A 20,846-nucleotide genomic window follows, 5' to 3' on the forward strand; every position below is an offset into this window, starting at 1 on the left:
GCCACCCGGCTTTACGGGTGGCCTTTCACATCTCAATCCGGGAACGCTGTCAGGATGCAAGTTTGCCCTGATCTTCCACCTTGTTTCCGGCCTCCAAGAGGCATTGCGCCTGGCGGCTTGCGGTAACGAAGGCGGCGCGCGCAATCTCTCCAGCCACGTCCCCCATCAGCGAGGCGCGGCACAGACGCAGGGCCTGCTCATGCGCCTTGTCACCGCGTTGTGGCCATTCGTGCTGGAGAAAATCGAAGGCCTCGTAAACGCCGTTGAAAATCCGGGGAGCACCGTTTTCCAAGGATATGGTAACAGGCTTTTCCCACTTAACGTCTTTCAGCAACATTGATTGTACTTCCATGCTCTATTAACCAGCGAAAAACGCCGGCTCCTCCAGTTGGTTCCCTTCACTTTTGGTTTCAAGGTCGAAAAAATAGCCCTCGAAAAACCATGTGCCTCCAGCTTTCCATTCTACGCGATTTGAGGAACAAAGCGTTTCAACACTCGTTCAAGCGGAAGTGAACCGGATCCCTTCATGCCAACAAAATCCTCTCCTGTTATCGTCTGGTTCCGCAAGGACTTGCGTCTTGCGGACAATCTCGCCCTTCTCGCAGCGGTGGAGCATGGCGGCACCGTCATACCGATCTATATCCGTGAGACATCCAGCGGCCCGCTGGGCGGCGCGCAGGAATGGTGGCTTCACCATTCGCTTGCCTCTCTTTCCGCGGCGCTGGAAAAATGCGGCAGCCGTCTACTGCTCAGAAGCGGCAACGCAGAGGAGACGCTGCGCCGGCTTATAGCCGAAACCGGCGCGAATGCAGTCCTCTGGAACCGTCGTTATGAGCCGACCGGCATGGCAACGGACAAGACACTAAAAGAGGCGCTTGGGGACGACGGCCTGACAGTTCGCAGCTTTGCCGGACACCTCCTGCATGAACCATCCCGGGTGCAGACCAAATCCGGCGGTCCCTACCGGGTCTACACGCCCTTCTGGCGGGCTCTGGAGGGCGGCGAGGAGCCACATACGCCGGCGGATGCACCGCAGAGCCTGAAGGCACCTGAGACATGGCCAAAATCGGAGAAACTCGATGATTGGAAGCTTCTGCCGGTCAAACCGGACTGGGCCAGGGGTTTCAGCGAGATATGGACACCCGGCGAAAATGCCGCGCGGGAAAAACTCGATGATTTCATCGATGGTGCCTTGAAGGGTTATGAGGAAGGCCGCGATTTTCCGGCGAAGGACGCCACGTCGCTTCTTGCGCCGCATCTGGCGCTCGGCGAAATATCGCCCGCCGCCGTGTGGCATGCGACGAAGGGGCTATCACGCCATATCGCGTCCAACGATATCAGCCGTTTCCGCAAGGAACTCGTCTGGCGGGAATTCTGCTACCATCTGCTGTTCCACTTTCCCGAGCTGGACGAGAAAAACTGGAACGACAGTTTCGACGCCTTCGGCTGGCGGGACGATGAGACATCCTTCAACGCCTGGACGCGTGGCCTGACGGGTTATCCGATCGTGGATGCCGGCATGCGGCAATTGTGGAAACATGGCACCATGCACAACCGGGTGCGCATGATAGTTGCATCCTTCCTCATCAAACATCTACTTATCGACTGGCGCAAAGGCGAGAAGTGGTTCCGGGATACGCTTGTTGATGCCGATCCGGCCTCCAACGCCGCCAACTGGCAGTGGGTGGCGGGTTCGGGCGCGGACGCCTCGCCGTTCTTCCGCATTTTCAACCCCATATTGCAGGGGGAGAAATTCGATGCCGAGGGAGACTACGTGCGCCGCTTCGTGCCGGAGCTTGAAAAGCTTGAGCGAAAATACATCCACAAGCCGTTTGAAGCACCGAAAGAGGTGCTTAAAAAGGCGGGTATCGAGCTCGGCAAGACCTATCCCCTGCCGATCGTCGACCATGGGAAGGCACGGGAAAGAGCACTTGCATCCTACGCCGCAGTGAAGAACAACGCATAAAATTGGGTATCGGCAAAATTTTGCGTGGCGAAGCCTAAGGCGGGAAGATAATTTCTTGCCTTGAGGCGGTTGTAACGGGACATAACGGCACCTAATTTCCGCTCAGACAAGAAGGCTCAATCATGACCATTCATCCCTCTGCGCTCAGTGCTATCGGCAACACGCCGCTTATCCGTCTGAAAGCTGCCTCTGAAGCGACGGGGTGTGAAATCCTCGGCAAGGCGGAGTTTCTCAATCCCGGCCAATCGGTAAAGGATCGCGCCGCGCTTTACATCATCCGCGATGCGGAACGGCGCGGACAGCTGCGGCCGGGCGGCACCATCGTGGAAGGCACGGCAGGCAATACCGGCATCGGCCTGTCGCTGGTGGCCAATGCGCTCGGCTACAAGACTGTCATCGTCATTCCTGAGACGCAAAGCCAGGAAAAGAAGGATGCGCTGAAGCTTCTCGGCGCAAAGCTGGTCGAGGTTCCGGCGGCACCCTATTCCAACCCGAACAATTACGTGAAGGTTTCCGGCCGCCTGGCAAAACAGCTGGCCGCGACGGATGAAAACGGCGCGATCTGGGCCAACCAGTTCGACAATATCGCCAACCGTCAGGCCCATATTGAGACAACGGCACCGGAAATATGGGACCAGACGGACGGCAAGGTCGATGGTTTCATTTGCTCCGTCGGTTCCGGCGGAACGCTTGCGGGCGTGGCTGACGGCCTGCGCGATTTCAATCCCGATATAAAGATCGGCCTTGCCGACCCTGAGGGCGCCGCCCTCTACGAATTTTACAAGCATGGCGTCCTGAAGTCGGAAGGCTCCTCTATCACCGAGGGCATCGGCCAGGGGCGCATCACCGCAAATCTGGAAGGCTTCGCGCCGGATTTCTCCTATCGTATTTCGGATGCGGAAGCCCTGCCGGTGCTGTTCGATCTGGTCACGAAAGAGGGTCTTTGCCTCGGTGGCTCCTCCGGCATCAACATTGCCGGCGCAATCCGCCTTGCCCGCGAGCTTGGTCCGGGGCATACAATCGTGACGATACTTTGCGACTACGGTAATCGTTATCAGTCGAAGCTGTTCAATCCGGATTTCCTGCGCTCCAAGGGGCTTCCGGTTCCCCAGTGGCTGGCAACGAAAAGCGAGATTGCGGTTCCGTACGAAACCGTTTGAGGACATGCCGAAATGCCTGTGAATGCCCTGTTCCGTGACGATTTTTATCTTTCCACCGCAGAAGCGATCGTCACGGCGGTGCATGAGGATGGCGGCATCGAGCTCGACCAGACCTGCTTTTACGCCACGTCCGGCGGCCAGCCGGGCGACAGCGGCTTTCTCGAGCGGGCCGATGGTTCGCGCATCGAACTCGGCATTACCAAAAATGGCGCCGACAAGAGCGTTATCATCCATGTGCCGCTGGAAGGTCAGCCTTCCCCCGAAGTCGGTGAAAAACTGACCCTGCACGTAGACTGGCCGCGCCGTTACAAGCTGATGCGCATGCACACGGCCTGCCATCTGCTATCAGTCGTCTGCCAGTGGCCAATCACCGGTGCTGCCGTCGGCGAAGACGAATCGCGCGTCGATTTCGACATGTCGGAAACCATCGACAAGGATGAAGTGACGGCAAAGCTGATGGAACTGGTGAAAGCCAACCATCCCGTTTTCCTGCAATGGATTACCGACGAAGAACTTCAGGCCAATCCGGGCATCGTCAAATCCAAGAATGTGCGCCCGCCAATCGGCCTTGGCCGGGTCAGCCTTGTCTGCATCGGCGAAAATTCTACCATCGACAGCCAGCCCTGCGGCGGCACCCATGTTTCCGAAACGCAGGAAGTGGGCGATATTCACATTGCCAAGATAGAAAAGAAGGGCAAGGAGAACAGGCGGTTCCGCATTCGTTTCGGCACGCCTGAAGCTGCTGCCTGAAATCAGGAGAGACATCGTGAGCACGGATAAGAGCCGTTTCGTCGTTTCGGCGGACTGGGTAGAAAAGCAGCTCGGCACGGCCGGGTTTCGTCTCGTTGATGCCTCGTGGTATCTGCCGGCGCATAAACGCAACGGTGCGGAAGAATTTGCGGCGGGTCACCTGCCCGGTGCCGTGTTCTTCGATCAGGACAAGATCGCCGATCATGCAACCGGATTGCCGCATTCCCTGCCCTCGCCGGAGTTCTTTGCGGAACAGGCGGGAGAGCTTGGCCTCAGCGACACCGATACCATCGTGGTCTATGATGGCCCCGGTTTCTTTTCCGCACCGCGCGTGTGGTGGATGCTGCGGGTGATGGGCGTGCGCAAGGCCTACGTGCTGGATGGCGGTCTTGACGGCTGGAAGCGCGAAGGCCGGCCGCTAGAAACCGGCACGCCGGAAATCGAGCCTGCCACCTTCACACCCGATTTCAACGAAAAGCGCGTGACCTCGCTATCGACCATGCGCGGCATCGTTGACAGTGGTGAAAAGCAGATTGCCGATGCCCGCGGCGCGGGACGTTTCACCGGCGACGAGGCCGAGCCGCGTGCCGGCATGCGTTCGGGCCATATGCCTGGTGCTCGCAGCCTGCCCGCCACCGCATTTTCCGAGAACGGCCACTTCAAGGACCTCACCGCCATCCGCAAGATGGTGGCGGATGCCGGTATCGATCTTGGCAAGCCTGTGGTGACGAGCTGCGGCTCGGGCGTTACCGCCGCCGTCATTACGCTGGCGCTGGAATCGCTCGGCCACCAGGATAATTCGCTCTATGACGGTTCGTGGTCGGAATGGGGTGGACTGGAAGACACGCCTGTTGTCACCGGCCCTGCCGAACCTCTTCCCGTGGTGTCACATGGGCCGTTGAAGGCGCATGTCACGCAGCTTGAAATGACGGCGCCGCCGAAGGTCAGCCTTGCTATCCCCGTCAACATCCAGACGGCACTGATGCGGGTCACCGATATTCCCCTGCACTTCTACCGCTACATGTACTGGCGGGTGGGAAAACGTTGGCACTGGCAGAAACGCATGCGCATGAGCGATGCGGAACTGTCCGCCGTCCTCAAGGACCCGAACAACAGCGTTACCGTCCTTTATATGAACGGTGCACCCGCCGGTTTCTTCGAGCTGAACAAGGCAAGCGACGAGGTAACCGAGCTTTCCTATTTCGGGCTTCTCGAAGAGGCAATCGGTGCTGGCGTCGGCAAGTGGTTCCTGTTGCAGGCGCTTTACGCCGCCTGGCAGGACAATCCGAAGCGCGTGACGGTGACCACCAACACGCTTGACCATCCCCGCGCGCTGCAACTCTACCAGATGATGGGATTTTCGCCTGTTGGTACCTATGAGGCCTGGGTAGAGCCGCTGTCCGATACGGAGCTTCTGGAAATCTCGCTGCGCAACTGAGTTCGTCACGTCGGGGATGGCCCGCGCTATTCCCCGACTGTAGAGCAGATCCGACTACTCCTCCCTCATTCCTGTGCTTGTCACAGGAATGAGGGAGTGGGAGGCAACCGCGTATGATACCATTGTGCAGTTTGCGACTCAGGCTTTATCGATAATCAAATGGGTCGCGCCCTCACCCGCCGAGGTCCCGGTGCAGCGATAACCAAGCGCAGGCAAATCCAGCCCCTCGAACAGGTTTTCGCCCTTGCCGAGAAAGACCGGGGCCAGCGCCAGATGCAGTTCGTCGATCATGCTTCCGGCCATATATTGCCGAATGGTTGAAACGCCGCCGCCGATCCGGACGTCCCTGCCGTTTGCCGCCTCCAACGCCATGTCGAGGGCGGCCTTGATGCCCGTGTTGACGAAATGGAACACGGTGCCGCCCTTCATCGCAAAGGAGGCGCGCGCATGGTGCGTCAGCACGAAAACCGGCACGTGATAAGGCGGCTCTTCCCCCCACCAGCCCTTCCAGTGTTCATCCCGCCAAGCACCGCGGATAGGGCCGAACATGTTGCGGCCCAAGATCCAGGCGCCGATATTTTCGAAACTCTTCTCGGAAAACTGCTCGTCCGTGCCGGTCGAGCCGCCTTGCTTGCCGAACATGCGGTGAAAGGTGCGGGTCTTGAACGCCCATTGATGCAGGGTTTCGCCATTCACACCCAGCGGGTTCTGAAGACTTTGATCCGGCCCGGCACCGTATCCGTCAATCGAAATGGCGAAATTTCGAACGACAACCTTCGGCATGGCAATATCCTCCCGTTTCAAGAGGACAGGTTGCCGTGCATCCGGTAACTGGCCTCAGATTTCTCTTTCCAGAGTGACGGCCGTCGGGGTATGCCCGCCGGCGGAACCTTTGTCTTCGGTAACGCTGTTGAGGAGATGATCGGCAATCAGCTCCGCCTGGAATTTACCCAGCTCGTAGCAATAGGTGATCTCACGTTTTTCGGCCGACCAGTAGACATCGGGACGCCCGCAGGACTTCGCCGTCAACTTGACCTCACCTTTCAAGCCGTAAACGCCGAAACTGCGGCTGATAAGATCGAGAACCTTCGATTCCTTGACCATGATGGCGTAAGGTTCCAGCTCAGGATCGCGCGGCGGCACGTAGCTCACGGTAAATCTGGATGGTGTCTGCGCGCGGTGGGGCGTCAGAAAATCTTCCCACGCCGATGCGATACGCGGATAGGCGGCGCCACATTTGGCAAATTCGTCATTGGCGAGCCCCATCATGGTGGCAAGATCACCATAGCCGTCCTTGTCGCGGCCGACCATCAGGCAGGCCATGTTGCGATCGCGGCTCCTGTCGGGAACAAGCGCCGAAAACACCGGTGCTTCGTGCTGGGGCAAAGCCTCCGTCTCGCGCGCCAGATACCAGCTGTCGGTAGCGTTGACGAGTGCGGTATCAAGCCATTCCTCGTTGGCCTGAAGGATGAGCGTGCCCGCCAGCTGATCGGCAGCTGCTTGCGCGCTGCCGGTCTCCGGCGCGCCGAAATCCGAGATCAGCATGCGTGCACCCTCGTGATAAAGCGAGAAGATCGCATTGCCGATGACGAAATTGACCGCCTGCTGGAGCTGATCGTCGGACAGGCCATCGAGACCGGAGGCGACCTGCGCCTGCGTGTCGATCGGAACCGTCAAAGAAACGAAAGCCAGCGGAACGGCGGCCAGAAAACGACGGAACATAAAATCAGACCTTCCGGGATCGAGGAGCGCCACTGATTCCCGATGCTAACGAGTCACGCAATGGGCTGGTTGCATCACCCGTCAAGAATCGGGTGGATAGAGGTCTGTTTCGGGATCATAGCTGCAAAGAAGCAACGCCGATCCCAACAGAAGGACCTCGCCATGACCGATCTCGTCTTTACAGCAATGCCGGCTAAGGAAGCTGAAGCTTTCCGGGCGGGAGCCGCCGACGCCTATGGCAACCCGCCGGAAAAGGCCATTTCTCCAGGCGGCATGCCGTGCCGCCATTGCCTTTCCCAGATTAATGAAGGCGAAGGAATGCTGATCCTCGCCTACCGGCCCTTCCCTTCGCTCCAGCCCTATGCGGAAACGGGGCCAGTCTTTCTTCACGCTGAGGCCTGTGAGCACTATCCGCAGACGGATGCCCTTCCCCCGATGCTTAACAGCCCCGATTATATCGTTCGCGGTTATGGCACTGACGACCGCATCGTCTACGGCACCGGAGCGGTGACGGCGACGGACGAAATCCTTTCACGCGCAGCGCATCTTCTGGAGCGGGCAGACGTCGCTTATGTGCATGTGCGCTCCGCCCGCAACAATTGCTACCAGTGCCGTATCGACACAGCATAATCGCGCGATTACTTGCAATTTTAAGCAAACGGCTAAACGGCTCTCAAACTTTCTACGTCATGATGCAAGCATCGGAAACAATTGATTTGAGTAGCGAAATGACAAACAACCTCAATATGGCGACCCGCACTGCGACCCGTAGCAAGACCCGGATCTACGCGACCGTGCACTATTTCAGCCAGTCGACCCGAGGCCGCGTGGTGGACCTGTCCGCCACCGGCATGGCGCTCGAACTGGACGGACCTTTCGCTGCCGCCAAGGGAAGCCGGGTGAAGGTGCAGAGTGAAGATCTGGGTTTCATCGAGGGTGTCGTGCAATGGCAGCACATGAACCGGCTCGGCCTGCAACTCAAACTTTCCACCAACACGCTGGCACAGCTGTCGTCTTATTTCCGCTTCTTCCACGAAGAAGTAAAACCGACTCTCGCCCGCTAAGCAGACGTTTCCGACAAGGGGAATGCGCAGACCGGACATAGCGCATTCCCGAAGCGCACCATGCGCGCGCGGCCACCTTGTGACAAAAAATTTATCAAACGGTTGAAAACTGGCCCGTCCGTCACGGGCTTGTCATTTTGATGATGGACTCCTCGGGGATTGCTTCTACCTTGTCGTTTTCCTGACAGAGCAAGCTTCATACGAAGGAGTTCCCATGTCGTCGCTTCTCGCTCTCCACCCCATCACTCGCCGTTCGCTTCTGGGTGGCATCGCCGCCTCTTCGGCTCTGGTGCTGTTGCATCCCTTCGCCGCGCGCGCCGCAGCCAACCAGGCGCATCTGCGCATCATGGAAACGACTGACATCCACGTTCACGTCTTTCCCTATGATTATTACGCCGACAAACCGAACGACACGATGGGTCTGGCGCGCACCGCTTCGATCATCGGCGCCATCCGTGCCGAGGCCGGAAACTCGATGCTGGTGGACAATGGCGACTTCCTGCAGGGCAATCCGCTCGGCGATTACATCGCCTATGAGCGCGGCATGAAGGCCGGCGACAAGCATCCCGTCATCAACGCCATGAATGTCCTTGGCTATGATTGCGGCACGCTTGGCAACCACGAATTCAATTACGGCCTCGACTATATGTCCAATACGCTGGCGGGCGCCGGTTTCCCTTATGTCTGCGCCAACCTCACCAAGGGTCAGCTGGCTTCCGATCCCAAGCAGGATGAGCTGTTCTTCAAGCCTTACGTCATCCTCGAGAAACAGATCCGCGATGGTGCAGGCGTAACCAGCCCGGTCAAGGTCGGTATCATCGGTTTCGTGCCGCCGCAGATCATGATGTGGGATTCCAAGAATCTGGAGGGCAAGGCCCAGACGCGCGATATCGTCGAGGCGGCTAAAGCCTGGGTTCCGGTCATGAAGGAAGAAGGTGCCGATATCGTCATCGCGCTTTCCCATTCCGGCATCGATGGCAAGGGCCAGACCGATCGCATGGAAAACGCCTCGCTTTATCTGGCGGGCGTGGAAGGTATTGACGCCATCTTCACTGGTCACCAGCATCTGGTCTTCCCCGGTCCAAAGACATGGGACGGCATCGAGGGTGCGGATGCGGTCAAGGGTACCCTGATGGGCAAGCCGGCCGTGATGGCCGGTTTCTGGGGCTCGCATATGGGCCTCATTGACCTTCTGCTCGAAAAGGACGGCAAAAGCTGGAAGATCGTCGATTTCACCTCCGAGGCCCGGCCGATCTACCACCGCGACGACAATCGCAAGGTCGTTGCAGATGTCACGGACAAACCGGAGGTCATAGCCGCCGCCAAGGCAGATCACGAAGCGGCGCTCGCCTATGTGCGTCGCCCGGTCGGCAAGACATCGGCGCCACTCTATTCCTACTTTGCGCTGGTGGCCGACGACCCGTCCGTGCAGATCGTCTCCAATGCCCAGACGTGGTACATCAAGGACATGCTGAAGGAAGGGCAATATAAGGATCTGCCCGTGCTTTCGGCAGCAGCGCCCTTCAAGTCTGGCGGTCGCGGTGGTGCGGATTATTACACCGATGTCCCTGCCGGTGACATCGCCATCAAGAACGTCGCCGATCTCTACCTCTACCCCAACACGGTGCAGGCGGTGCTGATCAACGGTGCGCAGGTGAAGAACTGGCTGGAAATGTCCGCCGGCATGTTCAACACGGTCGAGGCCGGCGCAAAGGATGCGCCGCTCCTAAACGCGGATTTTCCGTCCTATAATTTCGACGTCATCGACGGTGTCACCTACCAGATCGACATTTCCAAACCGGCAAAGTTCGACAAGGACGGCAAGGCCGTCAATCCCGACAGCAACCGCATCGTCAATCTGCAATTCGATGGCAAGCCGATCGACCCCGAGCAGAAATTCGTGGTGGCGACCAACAATTACCGTGCAAGCGGCGGCGGAAAATTCCCCGATATCGCCGCCGACAAGGTGATCTTCGTGGCGCCCGACACCAACCGCGACGTGATCGTGCGCTATATCATCGATCAGGGCACCATTAACCCGTCGGCGGATGCCAACTGGTCCTTCGCCCCAGTTGCCAATACGACCGCCATCTTCGAGACTGGTCCGAAGGGTCGCAATTACGCGGCTGACATCAAGGGCGCAAAAATCGAGGATGCCGGCGACGGCGCCGAAGGTTTCGCAAAGTTCCGCCTCGTTCTCTAGAGCTTGCAGCCCTCCCGGCGTTTCATCGGCCGGGAGGGCATTTACTCAATTGCGGTCACTCACGATACGCAACAGCAGTGGCAGTTCCGGCGGTGGCTTCTGCTCGATGCGTTGATAGTCGCTGCCATCGCGATTACGGCGGATGAGCCGGAGACCCGCCATGTCACGCCGCAGCATCGCGGCATCTCCAAACAGGTGCAGACCATCGAGAAAGCTGCTGAATTCGCGCTCTGAGAAACTGCGACCGGCTGGGATTCTTGCCCACAGATACCAGAGGCACAGTTCCTGCTGGGAGCGGCGGGCCGGCCATTGCACCAATCTACCGGCAGCATCGACAGTCCGCGCGGTCTTCAGCACCCTGCCCTCATTGGCAGGCATTGTCTCCGGTCGTGTCTGCGATGGCGGCAAGCCACTTGCTACGGGTGGCGTGCGCGCGGCGCGCAGATGCTGAAAGTTGCGAAACCCGGCAGCCCGGCTCAGGAGATTGAGCATCTCCACATGGCTTGGCTGGCGGTCCAGCCTGCCGATTTGTTCGCTTAGCGATTTGGCAAAGGTGGAGAGGTCGGCGATATCAATGGAAAAGATCGAACGTGGCATGACTTACCCTCGAGTGCCATTCCGAAGAGGTGTCGCTGATCGCCGGCTTCCGACTAGGCACGGGATAAGTGCTGTCAATCTTTCAAAATGCAGGTTTAGCTTCCCTTGCGGGACGGCGATGCCTCGGTGAACTGCTGACCGTGTTTCCTGTATAAGGCAGGCCATTCACCTTCGTCAATTGGTCACTCAGTCAACCCATGTCACTCAGCGGCGACAGAAATAGTCCGCTGTTTGCCTCCGGCAATTATCCTGTTGAAATCCTTCTGGTTCGGGCATGCCGACAGACGCTGCTGAAAGGCCGTGGCAAGCCACTGGCCAGCGGGACCGGCGGGTGAATCCACCCGGCGCAGCGCAAAGATCGGATATTCGCCCTGCTCATAAGCTTCGAGATCAAGTGCCTTCAGGCTGCCATTGGTCAGGTCGTTGCGCACGATCGATGCGGGCAGACCGCCCCAGCCGAGACCGCCCTTGATGAGCTGGTATTTCGTGGCAATGTCGCTGACCCGCCATGTCTTGTAGGACAGCACGTTGAAATCGCGCCCCTTGGTCAGCCCCGACGCATCGGTGACGACGAGCTGGACCTCCTCGCGGACATCGCCCAGAACCAGCGGCCTCTCGATCTGTGCCAGTGGATGATCGGCGGCGACGACCGGCAGCATGAAGGAATGGCCGACCTTTTCGACGACGAGTTCGTCATCCTGGCGCAACAGCGCCCCGCCGATGCCAATCCCAGCCTTGCGGGAGAGCACCATATCCATCACCATGCCCAACTCACCCACATTGAGGCTGAGGGTAACGGTGGGGAATTCCTTGCGAAAATCGCGAAGCACCGCAACGACGGCTTCCGCCGGCACCATGGTGCTGATGGCGACAGAAAGCTCGGCCTCCAGCCCCTGCTTCAAACCCTTGGCGCGCGCACGCATTTCCTGCAGACCGGCCACGATGCGCCTTGCATCTTCCAGCATGGCGCGACCCTCGTCCGTCAATCGAGGCTGGCGTACGCCATTGCGCTCGAACAGGCTGACTTCAAGCTGCGCCTCGAGATTGGCGATGGTGTAGCTGACAACAGACTGGGCGCGATTGAGCGCCCGTGACGCGGCAGAGAAACTTCCGGTTTCGGCAACCGTCAAAAACACCTGCAATTGGTCGAGCGTCGGGTTCGCGTCCATGTTCCATCCATTTCATCGATAGGTCGCTTCCACATTATCACAGTTTTCTTGATGGCATCAATTGGTCATATAGGGGGCAAAGGAAGGGCATCGTGCTCTCCCGCCCTCCCAAGGCGCCCGTCAATTCATCGCTTATGCAAGGAAAGACCATGTCCAACATTCTGCTCATCACCTCCAGCCCGCGTGGCGACGAGTCGGTTTCCAACAAGTTTTCCGGCGAACTCGCAAACAAGCTGAAGGCCAAGTCGGCTTCCAACACCCTTGTCCACCGCGATCTTGCTGCCGACCCCATTCCGCATCTCGACACCGTCAAGACCGCTGCGATCCGCAAGGCTCCAGACCAGCGCACGGCTGAAGAAGCGGTTGCAGCCGATTATTCCGACAAGCTGGTTGCAGAGCTTATGGCCGCCGACACTGTCGTCATCGGCACCGGCCTCATCAACTTCAATATCTATTCCGGCCTGAAGTCGTGGATCGACAACGTCGCCCGCGCTGGCCAGACCTTCAAGTACACCGAAACCGGCCCGGTTGGTCTTGCCACCGGCAAGAAGGTCTACATCGTGCTGGCCGCCGCCGGCGTTTATTCAGAAGGCCCGGCTGTGTCGATGAACCACGCCGTTCCCTACCTCAAGACCGTTCTTGGCTTCATGGGCATGACGGACGTTGAAGTGATCTATGTCGAAGGTCTGGCATTCGGACCGGAAGCCGTTGAGAAAGCCGTTGCGGCAGCCGAAGCAAAGGTTGCCGAACTGGCGCAGGCCGCCTGAGGCGCCATTTGACACGTGGTGATGCCGGCTCGATTGCCGGTATCAGCCGACCCACACTCCGTAACGGCCGTGCACCTGATCGCGGCCGTTATTTTTTGCCGCATAGAGCCGCGCATCTGCTTCCGATAGCAGCGCGCGGAAAAGCTGCCCGTCCTCGAAAGCCGTGGCGACGCCGATGCTGACAGTCAGCGGCGAACCGTCTGGCCGTTGCAGATCCTTCAATATCGCCGTCCGCAGACCTGCTGAAAAGGCAAGTGCCCCCTCATGGGTCATCGTCGGCAACAGGGCGACGAACTCCTCGCCGCCGAACCGGTAGAGATGGCCGTGCGGTTGCACGATGCGTTTCAGAACGGCGGCGAATTCCCGCAACATCTCATCGCCCTGCAAATGCCCAAAGGTGTCGTTGACGGTCTTGAAGTGATCGATATCGACGATCAGCACGCTGACGGGACGTTTCTTTTCCAGACATTCCACGACGACCGACGGCGCATCGAGTTCCATGCGGGCGCGGTCAGACACACCGGTCAGCATGTCGCGGCCGGAACGGGACAAAAGCTCCTCGTAGCGTTCCCTGAAGGTGAGGTCATTGAAGACATCGGCAACGCTGCGGCGCGTCAGGAAGCGGCCTTTCGCCGCCGTTAACTTCAGATAAATGGCAAAGAGCAGAGCATAGATGGCAACGGCCACCATCTTCGCTTTCCAGCCATCGTAAAAGACATCGACCGGCGCGTTCAGCATATATCGCAGCGCCGCGTAAAAGCCTGCCTGATCCAGGCTCAAAATCACCACGCCACAGATTGCGAAGCGCAGGACAATATGGCGCTGCAAATAGCGTCCCAGCTTTTCGTAAAACAGAATGATGGCGATGGCGTCGATATAAAGCAGGCTGGTTCCCCAGACCATCAGCACGCCCATCTCATCCAGAAATCCGGTATCTACCGACTGTCCGGGGACAATTGCCACCGTCGGATGGAAGCGGATGATCTGCACCATGATGATGGTGAGTATATTGCCGAGAAACAGGCCGTAGATCGGCTGGCGGACGACTGCCGCATCCTCGCGCATATAGAGCATGAGGATCATCATCAGTTTGCCGGCAAAAAGGATCGAGGAGCCGGGTGATACCACGCCAAATGGCAGCTCGACGTAAAAGACCGCCGCCAGGTAGGTTTCTAGGAAATGCATGACGCCAAGCGCGGTGAGAAAAACACCGATGCCGAGAATATGCCGGTAATGAAGGAATGCCGTCATTACCGAAAAATAGACTATGGCTTCCGCCACAAAGAGGGCCAGATTTGCCCATTGCATCGGCATACGCCCTATCGATCCACATCGCGCCGGTTCATCGGCGCGACTTCATGCCCTCTGAAGACGATAGGCCGAAGCAACCAACGGAATCTTAATGTCCAGCAGAAGAAACCGCCATCATTTTCCTGGGAAAAGCGACGCACCGTTCTGGTCGATGATCAGCTTTGCCTTGCGGATGGTGAACTCAACCGCATCGTCCATGCTGGTGAAGACATCGGCGCGCACGAATTCATGTACGAGCGTTTCCTCGCCGTCCTTTTTCTCGATGCGGCCCGCCAAACGGAACTGGCCGCCTTCCTTCAGCGGCGTCGCATAGATCAGATAGTCTCCATGCACATGCGGTTCCGACTGCGCTGCCTTCTGCGGCGCATCCGCGGACTGGCCGGAGCCGAAGGCCGAAAGGATTTTGGAAAAAAACGATGCCATGGCTTTCACTCCCTTAAACTGTCTCGCATTTCGAAGGGCGGATATGCTCCGCCCTTCCCCGTCGCTCTTATCCCGATCAGATGATCAGGTTCGACAGGATCTCGTTTTCGGTAATATCCTCATAGCCGAGGCCCGCAGCCTCGAAACGCTCCAGAAGCCCTGCAAAGTTTTCCTGCGCGTTGGTTTCGATGCCGATCAGGATCGAACCGAAATTGCGGGCCGATTTCTTCAGATACTCGAAACGGGCGATATCGTCGTCCGGGCCAAGCAGATTGAGGAAATCGCGCAGCGCGCCGGGGCGCTGCGGCAGGCGCAGAATGAAGTATTTCTTCACACCGGTGTAACGCATGGCGCGTTCCTTGACGTCAGGCAGGCGCTCGAAATCGAAATTGCCGCCGGAGACGACGACGATAACCGTCTTGCCTTCCAGTTTCTCGCGGCCGAGCTTCTCCAGCGCGGCAATGGACAGCGCACCCGCTGGCTCCAGCACCACGCCTTCGAGGTTCAGCATCTCGATGATGGTCACGCAGATGGCGTTTTCGGGGATGAGCAAAACCTGCTCGGCCGGAAAATCCTTCAGCGCCTGAAAGTTGAGATCGCCGATGCGGGCAACAGCGGCGCCGTCGACGAAATTGTCGACCTTGGGGAGCGTTACCGCTTCGCCGCGCTCGAGGCTCCTTTTCAGGCTCGGCGCGCCTTCCGGCTCGCAGAACACGAAGTTGCCCTTTTCAACGGTGCCCGCCAGAAAGCCGGTAAGGCCTGCCGAAAGCCCGCCGCCGCCAACCGGCATGACAACCATATCCGGTTTGGTGCCTTCGGGGAGCTGGTCCATGATTTCGGCAGCAACCGTCGCCTGGCCTTCGATGATATCCTGATGGTCGAAGGGCGGCACCATGTAGGCGTCATTGTCTTCGACGTATTTGCGCGCGGCGGCGTAACATTGGTCGAAAATATCGCCCACCAGACGGATGCTGATGAATTCACCACCGAAGATACGGGTCTTGTCGATCTTCTGCTGCGGCGTGGTCACCGGCATGAAAACAACACCGTGAACGCCGAAATGGCGGCAGGCGAAAGCAAAGCCCTGCGCATGGTTACCGGCCGAAGCACAGACGAAAACCTTGTCCTTGCCAGCCTTCGCGACAGCCTTGCGGAGAAAGTTGAATGCGCCTCTAATCTTGTAGGAACGAACCGGAGACAGATCCTCACGCTTCAGCCAAATCGACGCGCCATACCGACGGCTGAGATGTTCATTCAACTGCAACGGCGTTTCCGGGAATATCTCCCGCACTTCCCGCCGCGCTGCCTCCACAAGCTGCTTGTCCACGATTGTCAATCCATTGAAATTCATAATGGCACCCGCTATGCCATAGGAAGGCGTCAGAGACAAAGACTCATTTCACGCTGCCACGAACCCTGGGTTTCATTTCTTGAACAGCAATCTTCTGCGCTCGGTCATATATGTGGCGTCCATCTTCGGGCTCTATCTCGCGACGGCCATGTTCCTGCCCGCGCTGACGGACCTTTATTACGGCAATGACGACTGGACGGTGTTTGCGCTTTCAGGCTTCATGTGCGGCGGCTTTGCACTTGCCTGTGCGCTGGCCACGCGCGCACCGATCGCGTCCTTCAACAAACGTTTCGGCTTCCTGCTCGTCAACGTGCTCTGGCTTGTATTTTCCATTGTCGGAGCGGTTCCGCTCTATCTGTCCGAGCTTGACCTGACGCCCGGTCAGGCCCTTTTCGAATCGGTATCGGCCATCACGACGACGGGATCGACCGCCATATCCGGCCTCGATAATGCGCCGCAGGGCATTCTTCTGTGGAGGTCGTTGCTCTGTTGGCTCGGCGGCATCGGTATTGTCGCGCTTGGCCTCTTCATCCTGCCGCTCTTGCGCGTCGGCGGCATGACCTTCTTCCGCATGGAATCATCCGACACCGGCAATGACCGGCCCTTCGCGCGGCTGGCAAGCTTCACCCGCGCTTTCGTGGCGATCTACATCATCATGACCATCGCCTGCACGGTGGCTTTCGATTTTGCCGGCATGTCGCATTTCGATGCCCTCAACCATGCCATGTCGACGGTTGCGACCGGCGGTTTTTCCACCCACGACGCCTCGTTTGCCTATTTCAACAACACGGCGCTGCTTTGGATTGCCACCATCTTCCTGATCTTCGGCAGCCTGCCCTTCTCGGTGATGATCCTGCTTGCGGTGCGCCGCAGGCTGGAGACGCTGCGCGACCCGCAGATAGCCGTCTTCCTTGGCTATCTCTGCGCGATTTCCATCGCAGTCGGCGTTTATCACCACCTTAGAAACGGCGTGCCGCTGGATACTGCGCTCAGCCACTCCTTCTTCAACATGACATCAATCCTCTCGACCGGTGGCTTTGCGAGCGACGACTACACGCTGTGGGGTCCGTTCGTTGTCGTCGTGGCCTTTTTCGCAACCTTCATGGGCGGCTGCTCCGGCTCGACGGCGGGTGGTATCAAGGCCTATCGTTTCCTGATCATGTTCAATGTCGTTCGGGCGGGCCTCAAAAAGCTGATCTATCCGAACGCGGTTTATTCGGTCCGTTACGGCCAGCAGGTGGTCGATCCCGACACGATCCGGACGATCTTCCTTTTCGTCAGCTGTTTCATCGCGCTCTGGATCGCCGGCAGCCTTGCAATGAGCCTTATGGGTTACGATTTCCTGACTGCGACCTCGGGCGTTGCGACCGCACTTGCCAATGTCGGGCCCGGCATCGGCCCGATCATCGGGCCTGTCGGCAATTTCTCCACGATCAGTGATCCGGCGCTCTATCTCCTGTCTGTCCTGATGCTGCTTGGACGTCTGGAAATCCTCACCGTTCTCGTGCTGCTGATGCCGATTTTCTGGCGCAACTAAAATGCCGGTGCGCTTATTTTGGCTGCCTTAATAAAGCGCTTGACCTTCCCACGTTGGAATAGTCCAGGCTCCTGCTGTTACAAGTTCCAACCCAAGGAGAACCGCCTATGTGCACCGCCCACCAGCATCACCCCGAAACCGCTGCCGCACCTGTTGATGCCGACCTTTCTTTCCACGTTGAAGACATGACCTGCGGTCACTGCGCCGGTGTGATCAAGGGCGCAATCGAAAAGACCGTTCCCGGTGCCGCCGTTCATGCTGATCCGGCAAGCCGCACGGTTGTGGTTGGCGGCGTCTCCGACGCGGCACGTATTGCTGAAATCATCACCGCTGCAGGCTATACGCCAGAAGCGCGCGCCTGATTTGACGAGATGCCGGCGGCGGCCTTCATCCCTGCCGCCGGATCGACCTGCCTGCCCCCGCTTCACGCCGAGCTTGCGTGACAGCCGCTGGACGATACCAACGTCCGCCCCTTCTTACCTCCCCCAGGCTGCATATGCCCTCTCCCTTCCCAGGGATGACAGCGGAGGTTTTCCGGATTTCAAACCCGTATTCGTCAAACGCCGGCATCAATCGTCTCTGTGCACACGAAAAACCCGGCTCTTGCGAGCCGGGCTGGGCTTCATCGGCAATGTCGCACGCCTTACTTCGTTGCCAGATCCTTGGTCATGACGAAGTAGTTGATGGGATGGGGCTTGTAGTTTGCAAGCTTCTCCGAATAGGCGTCGAATACGGTCTCATGGATCAGGAAGACGGTGACGGCCTCCTCATACAGCTTCTTTGCCGCCTCGCCGTAAATTGCATACCGCTTGGCAGGTTCGGCCGTCGCATAGGCCGATTTGATCAGCTTGTCGGTGTCTTCGTTGCAATAATGCGAGATATTGTAGCTGCCGCCGCAGGTATAGTCGGCATTTAGGAAGCCGGCCGGTTCGGCAACATCTGTGGCATAACCGCGGGACAGGAGCGCCATGTCGAAATTACCGGACAGCAGATCTGGCTCGATTGCACTGTAATCGGCGACGCGAACATCAACCTTGATGCCGATTTCCTGCAACTGGGCCTGGATAATGGCCGCGACATCCTTCAGTTCCGTTTTTGCCGTATAGGCGAGGAGCGCGATCTTCAGACTGCCTGGCGCTACGCCTGCCTCTTTCAGCAGAGCCTTTGCTTTCTCGACATTATAGGCGGGCTCGACTTCCTTCGCGGCCCATGGCTCTCCCGCTGCGAAAGGCAGGGTAGCACCCTTTACCGCGCCTTCATAAATGCTGTCGGCGATACCGGTGGTGTCGATGGCAGCCTGAATCGCCTGACGCACTTTCACATTATTGAAAGGCGCCTTCGCGTTGTTCAGCAGGAGTTCCGTAATGCGCGGCGAAGGAATTGGCGCGACCTTGACGCCGTCGGTGGATTCGATGGTCTTGACCGTCCATGGTGGCACAAGGCGCGAAATCTGCGCTTCGCCGGTTCGGACCTGGGTGGCGCGGGTGTCGGCATCGGGAACGAAGTTGACGCGGCCTCCGGAAAGCTTCGGCATGCCGCCCCAATAATCGTGGTTGGCGGAAAGAAGCATGTACTGGCTGGGGTCGACCTCCGTGATCTTGAAAGGTCCGGTGCAGGTCCCGACCGGATCGACTTTCCCGTCCTTATAAGCGGCGGGGGCAAGGATTGACGTGGCAGGGCTCGCCATTTGCGCCGGCAGCATCACCGATGGTTCGATGGTGGTTATCTTCACGCTGTCGTCGCCGCTCGCTTCGACAGAAGCAATCAACTTCGGCGAGAAGGCGCGGGCTGGAACCGGCGCCTTCAGAAGATTGGTCAGCGCATTGACTGCGGTTGCGGCATTGAGCGGCTCGCCATTCTGGAACTTCACACCCTTGCGCAGCTTGAATTCCCAGACCTTAGGGTCCGTCTGCTTCCAGCTTTCGGCAAGACTGGCCTCCAGTTTCATGTCGTAGCCGACCCGCACGAAGCTCTCGAAACAACCCGCGCGTGAGCCGAGATAGGCGTCGTCCGACGCCATTTGCCAGCCGGTCTTGACACCGAAATTGTCGTCATAGGTAATCGTATCGGCCTTGGCCGTTTGAACTGAAAACGAAACCACAATGGCGCTTGTCGCCAAAAGTACGTGCTTTATCATTGAATATTCCCCTTTTATTTTTGATGACAACGCTCAAAAGTCAGTCGTCTCACGAGATTTAATATCTTCACAAAATAGATCTCGAAAGACATAAGAATATCCTTCGGACGCTCCACGAACATCCGCTTGAATATCATTCATTTTATGTTTTTATACTCGGAATTTAATTCCGATATTAATTCACAAACGCACAATTCATCTGTTTTTACAGAACCAGAAGACTGTAACTGCGCTGCTCCTCAGCCCCATTCGCGCCAGTGATGGCAACGAGCGAAATGCTCCCCGGCAACGTCTTCCAGAACCGGTTCCTGTTCGCTGCAAATCTGCGTCGCATATTTGCAGCGGGTGTGAAACTTGCAGCCACTTGGAGGATTGAGCGGGCTTGGCAAATCACCATCCAGAAGCATTTCCGGTGCATATAGTCCGGTTTCATCAAGCATAGAAGAGGCAATAAGAGCCTTCGTATAGGGATGCTTAGGCGCCCGGAAAAGCTCATCCCGGTCGGCGATTTCAACGATCCGCCCGAGATACATAACCGCGATACGGTCGCAGAGATAACGCACCACGCGCAGGTCATGGGAAATCATCAGCACCGTCAAACCATGACGACGCTTCATGTCCATCAGCAGGTTCAGGATCTGCGTGCGCATGGAGGCGTCGAGCGCCGATGTCGGTTCGTCGCACACAAGGAAGCTTGGATTGAGAAGAAGCGCGCGGCCTATGACCACGCGTTGCAACTGCCCGCCGGAGCACTGGCTCGGATAACGGTCATAATAGGAGGCATCGAGGCCGACCTCCTCCAGCATCTTGAACACGCGCGCGATGCGTTCTTCGCGCGTGCCGATGCCGTGCTGGGCAAGCGGCGCTTCCATGCTTTGCCCTATGCGCATGCGCGGGTCGAGCGCGGAATAGGGATCCTGGAACACCAGTTGCACGACACGGCGCATGCGCCGCAGCGTCTCGCCCTGCATGTGCAGAATATCGTGGTCTCCGATGCTGACCTCGCCTTTCGTCGCGTTGGTCAACCGCGTTATCAGCCCGGCGACAGTGCTTTTGCCGCAGCCGGATTCGCCAACGAGACCAAGAACCTCGCCCTCGCCGATCGTGAGGGAAACATCGTCCACGGATTTGACCACGCGATTGCCGAAACCCGATATCGGATAATATTTGCACAGGTTGTTTGCGACCACATAGGGCTTGATCTTGCCATCCGCCTGAGGCTGGTTCGGTGTTTTCACTGTCGATAGCATC

Annotated in this window: 20 protein-coding genes; 10 read left to right on the forward strand and 10 right to left on the reverse strand. The window is 58.1% G+C overall.

Features of this window, described 5'->3' with window-relative positions:
* Positions 1-49: 49 nt before the first annotated feature.
* The gene (locus tag AC1DCP_RS08400) at positions 50-337 is read right to left on the reverse strand and encodes a DUF982 domain-containing protein (protein WP_003512562.1); all 288 of its coding nucleotides are present in this window, start codon (positions 335-337) and stop codon (positions 50-52) included.
* 189 nt (positions 338-526) lie between these two features.
* Between AC1DCP_RS08400 and AC1DCP_RS08405 the strand changes: the two genes are divergently transcribed.
* From AC1DCP_RS08405 to sseA, 4 genes are all read left to right on the forward strand, one after another.
* Positions 527-1,966 (forward strand): cryptochrome/photolyase family protein, encoded by a 1,440-nt coding sequence (locus AC1DCP_RS08405; protein ID WP_112152847.1) that lies wholly within the window; start codon positions 527-529, stop codon positions 1,964-1,966.
* Positions 1,967-2,088: 122 nt separating this feature from the next.
* Positions 2,089-3,126 carry a cysteine synthase A gene (locus AC1DCP_RS08410; protein ID WP_003512558.1) on the forward strand — a complete coding sequence of 346 codons (1,038 nt, stop codon included), beginning with the start codon at positions 2,089-2,091 and terminating at the stop codon, positions 3,124-3,126.
* A 12-nt stretch (positions 3,127-3,138) separates the two neighbouring features.
* Entirely contained in the window at positions 3,139-3,876 is a 738-nt protein-coding gene (locus tag AC1DCP_RS08415; RefSeq protein ID WP_003512557.1) for an alanyl-tRNA editing protein, read from the forward strand.
* Positions 3,877-3,892: 16 nt separating this feature from the next.
* Positions 3,893-5,314, forward strand: coding sequence for a 3-mercaptopyruvate sulfurtransferase (gene sseA / locus AC1DCP_RS08420; protein ID WP_112152845.1), 1,422 nt, complete (start codon positions 3,893-3,895; stop codon positions 5,312-5,314).
* A gap of 138 nt (positions 5,315-5,452) precedes the next feature.
* Here the strand turns inward: sseA and AC1DCP_RS08425 are convergent, their stop codons facing one another.
* Together AC1DCP_RS08425 and AC1DCP_RS08430 are read right to left on the reverse strand one after the other, a co-directional pair.
* On the reverse strand, positions 5,453-6,097 hold the full coding sequence (locus tag AC1DCP_RS08425) for a dihydrofolate reductase family protein (RefSeq protein WP_065688220.1): 645 nt from the start codon (positions 6,095-6,097) through the stop codon (positions 5,453-5,455).
* 54 nt (positions 6,098-6,151) lie between these two features.
* On the reverse strand, positions 6,152-7,036 hold the full coding sequence (locus tag AC1DCP_RS08430) for a DUF4344 domain-containing metallopeptidase (protein ID WP_065688219.1): 885 nt from the start codon (positions 7,034-7,036) through the stop codon (positions 6,152-6,154).
* A gap of 162 nt (positions 7,037-7,198) precedes the next feature.
* On the opposite strand from AC1DCP_RS08430, the gene AC1DCP_RS08435 reads away from it, so the two are divergent.
* The 3 genes from AC1DCP_RS08435 to AC1DCP_RS08445 all read left to right on the forward strand — a co-directional run bounded on the left by AC1DCP_RS08435 (position 7,199) and on the right by AC1DCP_RS08445 (position 10,303).
* Positions 7,199-7,666, forward strand: a complete 468-nt coding sequence (locus tag AC1DCP_RS08435) for a DUF1203 domain-containing protein (RefSeq protein WP_065688218.1) — start codon at positions 7,199-7,201, stop codon at positions 7,664-7,666.
* A gap of 98 nt (positions 7,667-7,764) precedes the next feature.
* Entirely contained in the window at positions 7,765-8,100 is a 336-nt protein-coding gene (locus tag AC1DCP_RS08440; RefSeq protein ID WP_003512551.1) for a PilZ domain-containing protein, read from the forward strand.
* 214 nt (positions 8,101-8,314) lie between these two features.
* The gene (locus AC1DCP_RS08445) at positions 8,315-10,303 is read left to right on the forward strand and encodes a bifunctional 2',3'-cyclic-nucleotide 2'-phosphodiesterase/3'-nucleotidase (RefSeq protein WP_003512549.1); all 1,989 of its coding nucleotides are present in this window, start codon (positions 8,315-8,317) and stop codon (positions 10,301-10,303) included.
* Between the two features lie 45 nt (positions 10,304-10,348).
* On the opposite strand, the gene AC1DCP_RS08450 is transcribed toward AC1DCP_RS08445, so the two are convergent.
* Together AC1DCP_RS08450 and AC1DCP_RS08455 are read right to left on the reverse strand one after the other, a co-directional pair.
* Positions 10,349-10,900, reverse strand: coding sequence for a DUF2087 domain-containing protein (locus AC1DCP_RS08450; protein WP_065688217.1), 552 nt, complete (start codon positions 10,898-10,900; stop codon positions 10,349-10,351).
* A 200-nt stretch (positions 10,901-11,100) separates the two neighbouring features.
* The gene (locus AC1DCP_RS08455; protein WP_013635904.1) at positions 11,101-12,069 is read right to left on the reverse strand and encodes a LysR family transcriptional regulator; all 969 of its coding nucleotides are present in this window, start codon (positions 12,067-12,069) and stop codon (positions 11,101-11,103) included.
* Between the two features lie 149 nt (positions 12,070-12,218).
* Between AC1DCP_RS08455 and AC1DCP_RS08460 the strand changes: the two genes are divergently transcribed.
* Complete coding sequence (locus AC1DCP_RS08460) at positions 12,219-12,836, forward strand: FMN-dependent NADH-azoreductase (RefSeq protein ID WP_003512545.1); 618 nt, start codon at positions 12,219-12,221, stop codon at positions 12,834-12,836.
* 42 nt (positions 12,837-12,878) lie between these two features.
* On the opposite strand, the gene AC1DCP_RS08465 is transcribed toward AC1DCP_RS08460, so the two are convergent.
* The 3 genes from AC1DCP_RS08465 to ilvA form a co-directional block, all read right to left on the reverse strand.
* On the reverse strand, positions 12,879-14,144 hold the full coding sequence (locus tag AC1DCP_RS08465; RefSeq protein WP_026330810.1) for a GGDEF domain-containing protein: 1,266 nt from the start codon (positions 14,142-14,144) through the stop codon (positions 12,879-12,881).
* A 117-nt stretch (positions 14,145-14,261) separates the two neighbouring features.
* Positions 14,262-14,570: an HlyU family transcriptional regulator gene (locus tag AC1DCP_RS08470; RefSeq protein WP_013635901.1), complete on the reverse strand. Its 309-nt coding sequence runs from the start codon at positions 14,568-14,570 to the stop codon at positions 14,262-14,264.
* 76 nt (positions 14,571-14,646) lie between these two features.
* A complete protein-coding gene (gene ilvA / locus AC1DCP_RS08475) occupies positions 14,647-15,921 on the reverse strand; it encodes a threonine ammonia-lyase (protein WP_029658759.1) in 1,275 nt (424 codons plus the stop codon).
* Between the two features lie 79 nt (positions 15,922-16,000).
* On the opposite strand from ilvA, the gene AC1DCP_RS08480 reads away from it, so the two are divergent.
* Both AC1DCP_RS08480 and AC1DCP_RS08485 read left to right on the forward strand, forming a co-directional pair.
* Positions 16,001-17,458 (forward strand): TrkH family potassium uptake protein, encoded by a 1,458-nt coding sequence (locus tag AC1DCP_RS08480; protein WP_003512541.1) that lies wholly within the window; start codon positions 16,001-16,003, stop codon positions 17,456-17,458.
* Positions 17,459-17,565: 107 nt separating this feature from the next.
* On the forward strand, positions 17,566-17,820 hold the full coding sequence (locus AC1DCP_RS08485) for a heavy-metal-associated domain-containing protein (RefSeq protein ID WP_003496638.1): 255 nt from the start codon (positions 17,566-17,568) through the stop codon (positions 17,818-17,820).
* A gap of 281 nt (positions 17,821-18,101) precedes the next feature.
* On the opposite strand, the gene AC1DCP_RS08490 is transcribed toward AC1DCP_RS08485, so the two are convergent.
* Positions 18,102-19,595 (reverse strand): ABC transporter substrate-binding protein, encoded by a 1,494-nt coding sequence (locus AC1DCP_RS08490; protein WP_038490653.1) that lies wholly within the window; start codon positions 19,593-19,595, stop codon positions 18,102-18,104.
* 239 nt (positions 19,596-19,834) lie between these two features.
* On the reverse strand, positions 19,835-20,845 hold the full coding sequence (locus AC1DCP_RS08495; RefSeq protein WP_065704744.1) for an ABC transporter ATP-binding protein: 1,011 nt from the start codon (positions 20,843-20,845) through the stop codon (positions 19,835-19,837).
* Position 20,846 lies beyond the last annotated feature (1 nt).

This window comes from Agrobacterium sp. 10T429 (assembly GCF_056393925.1).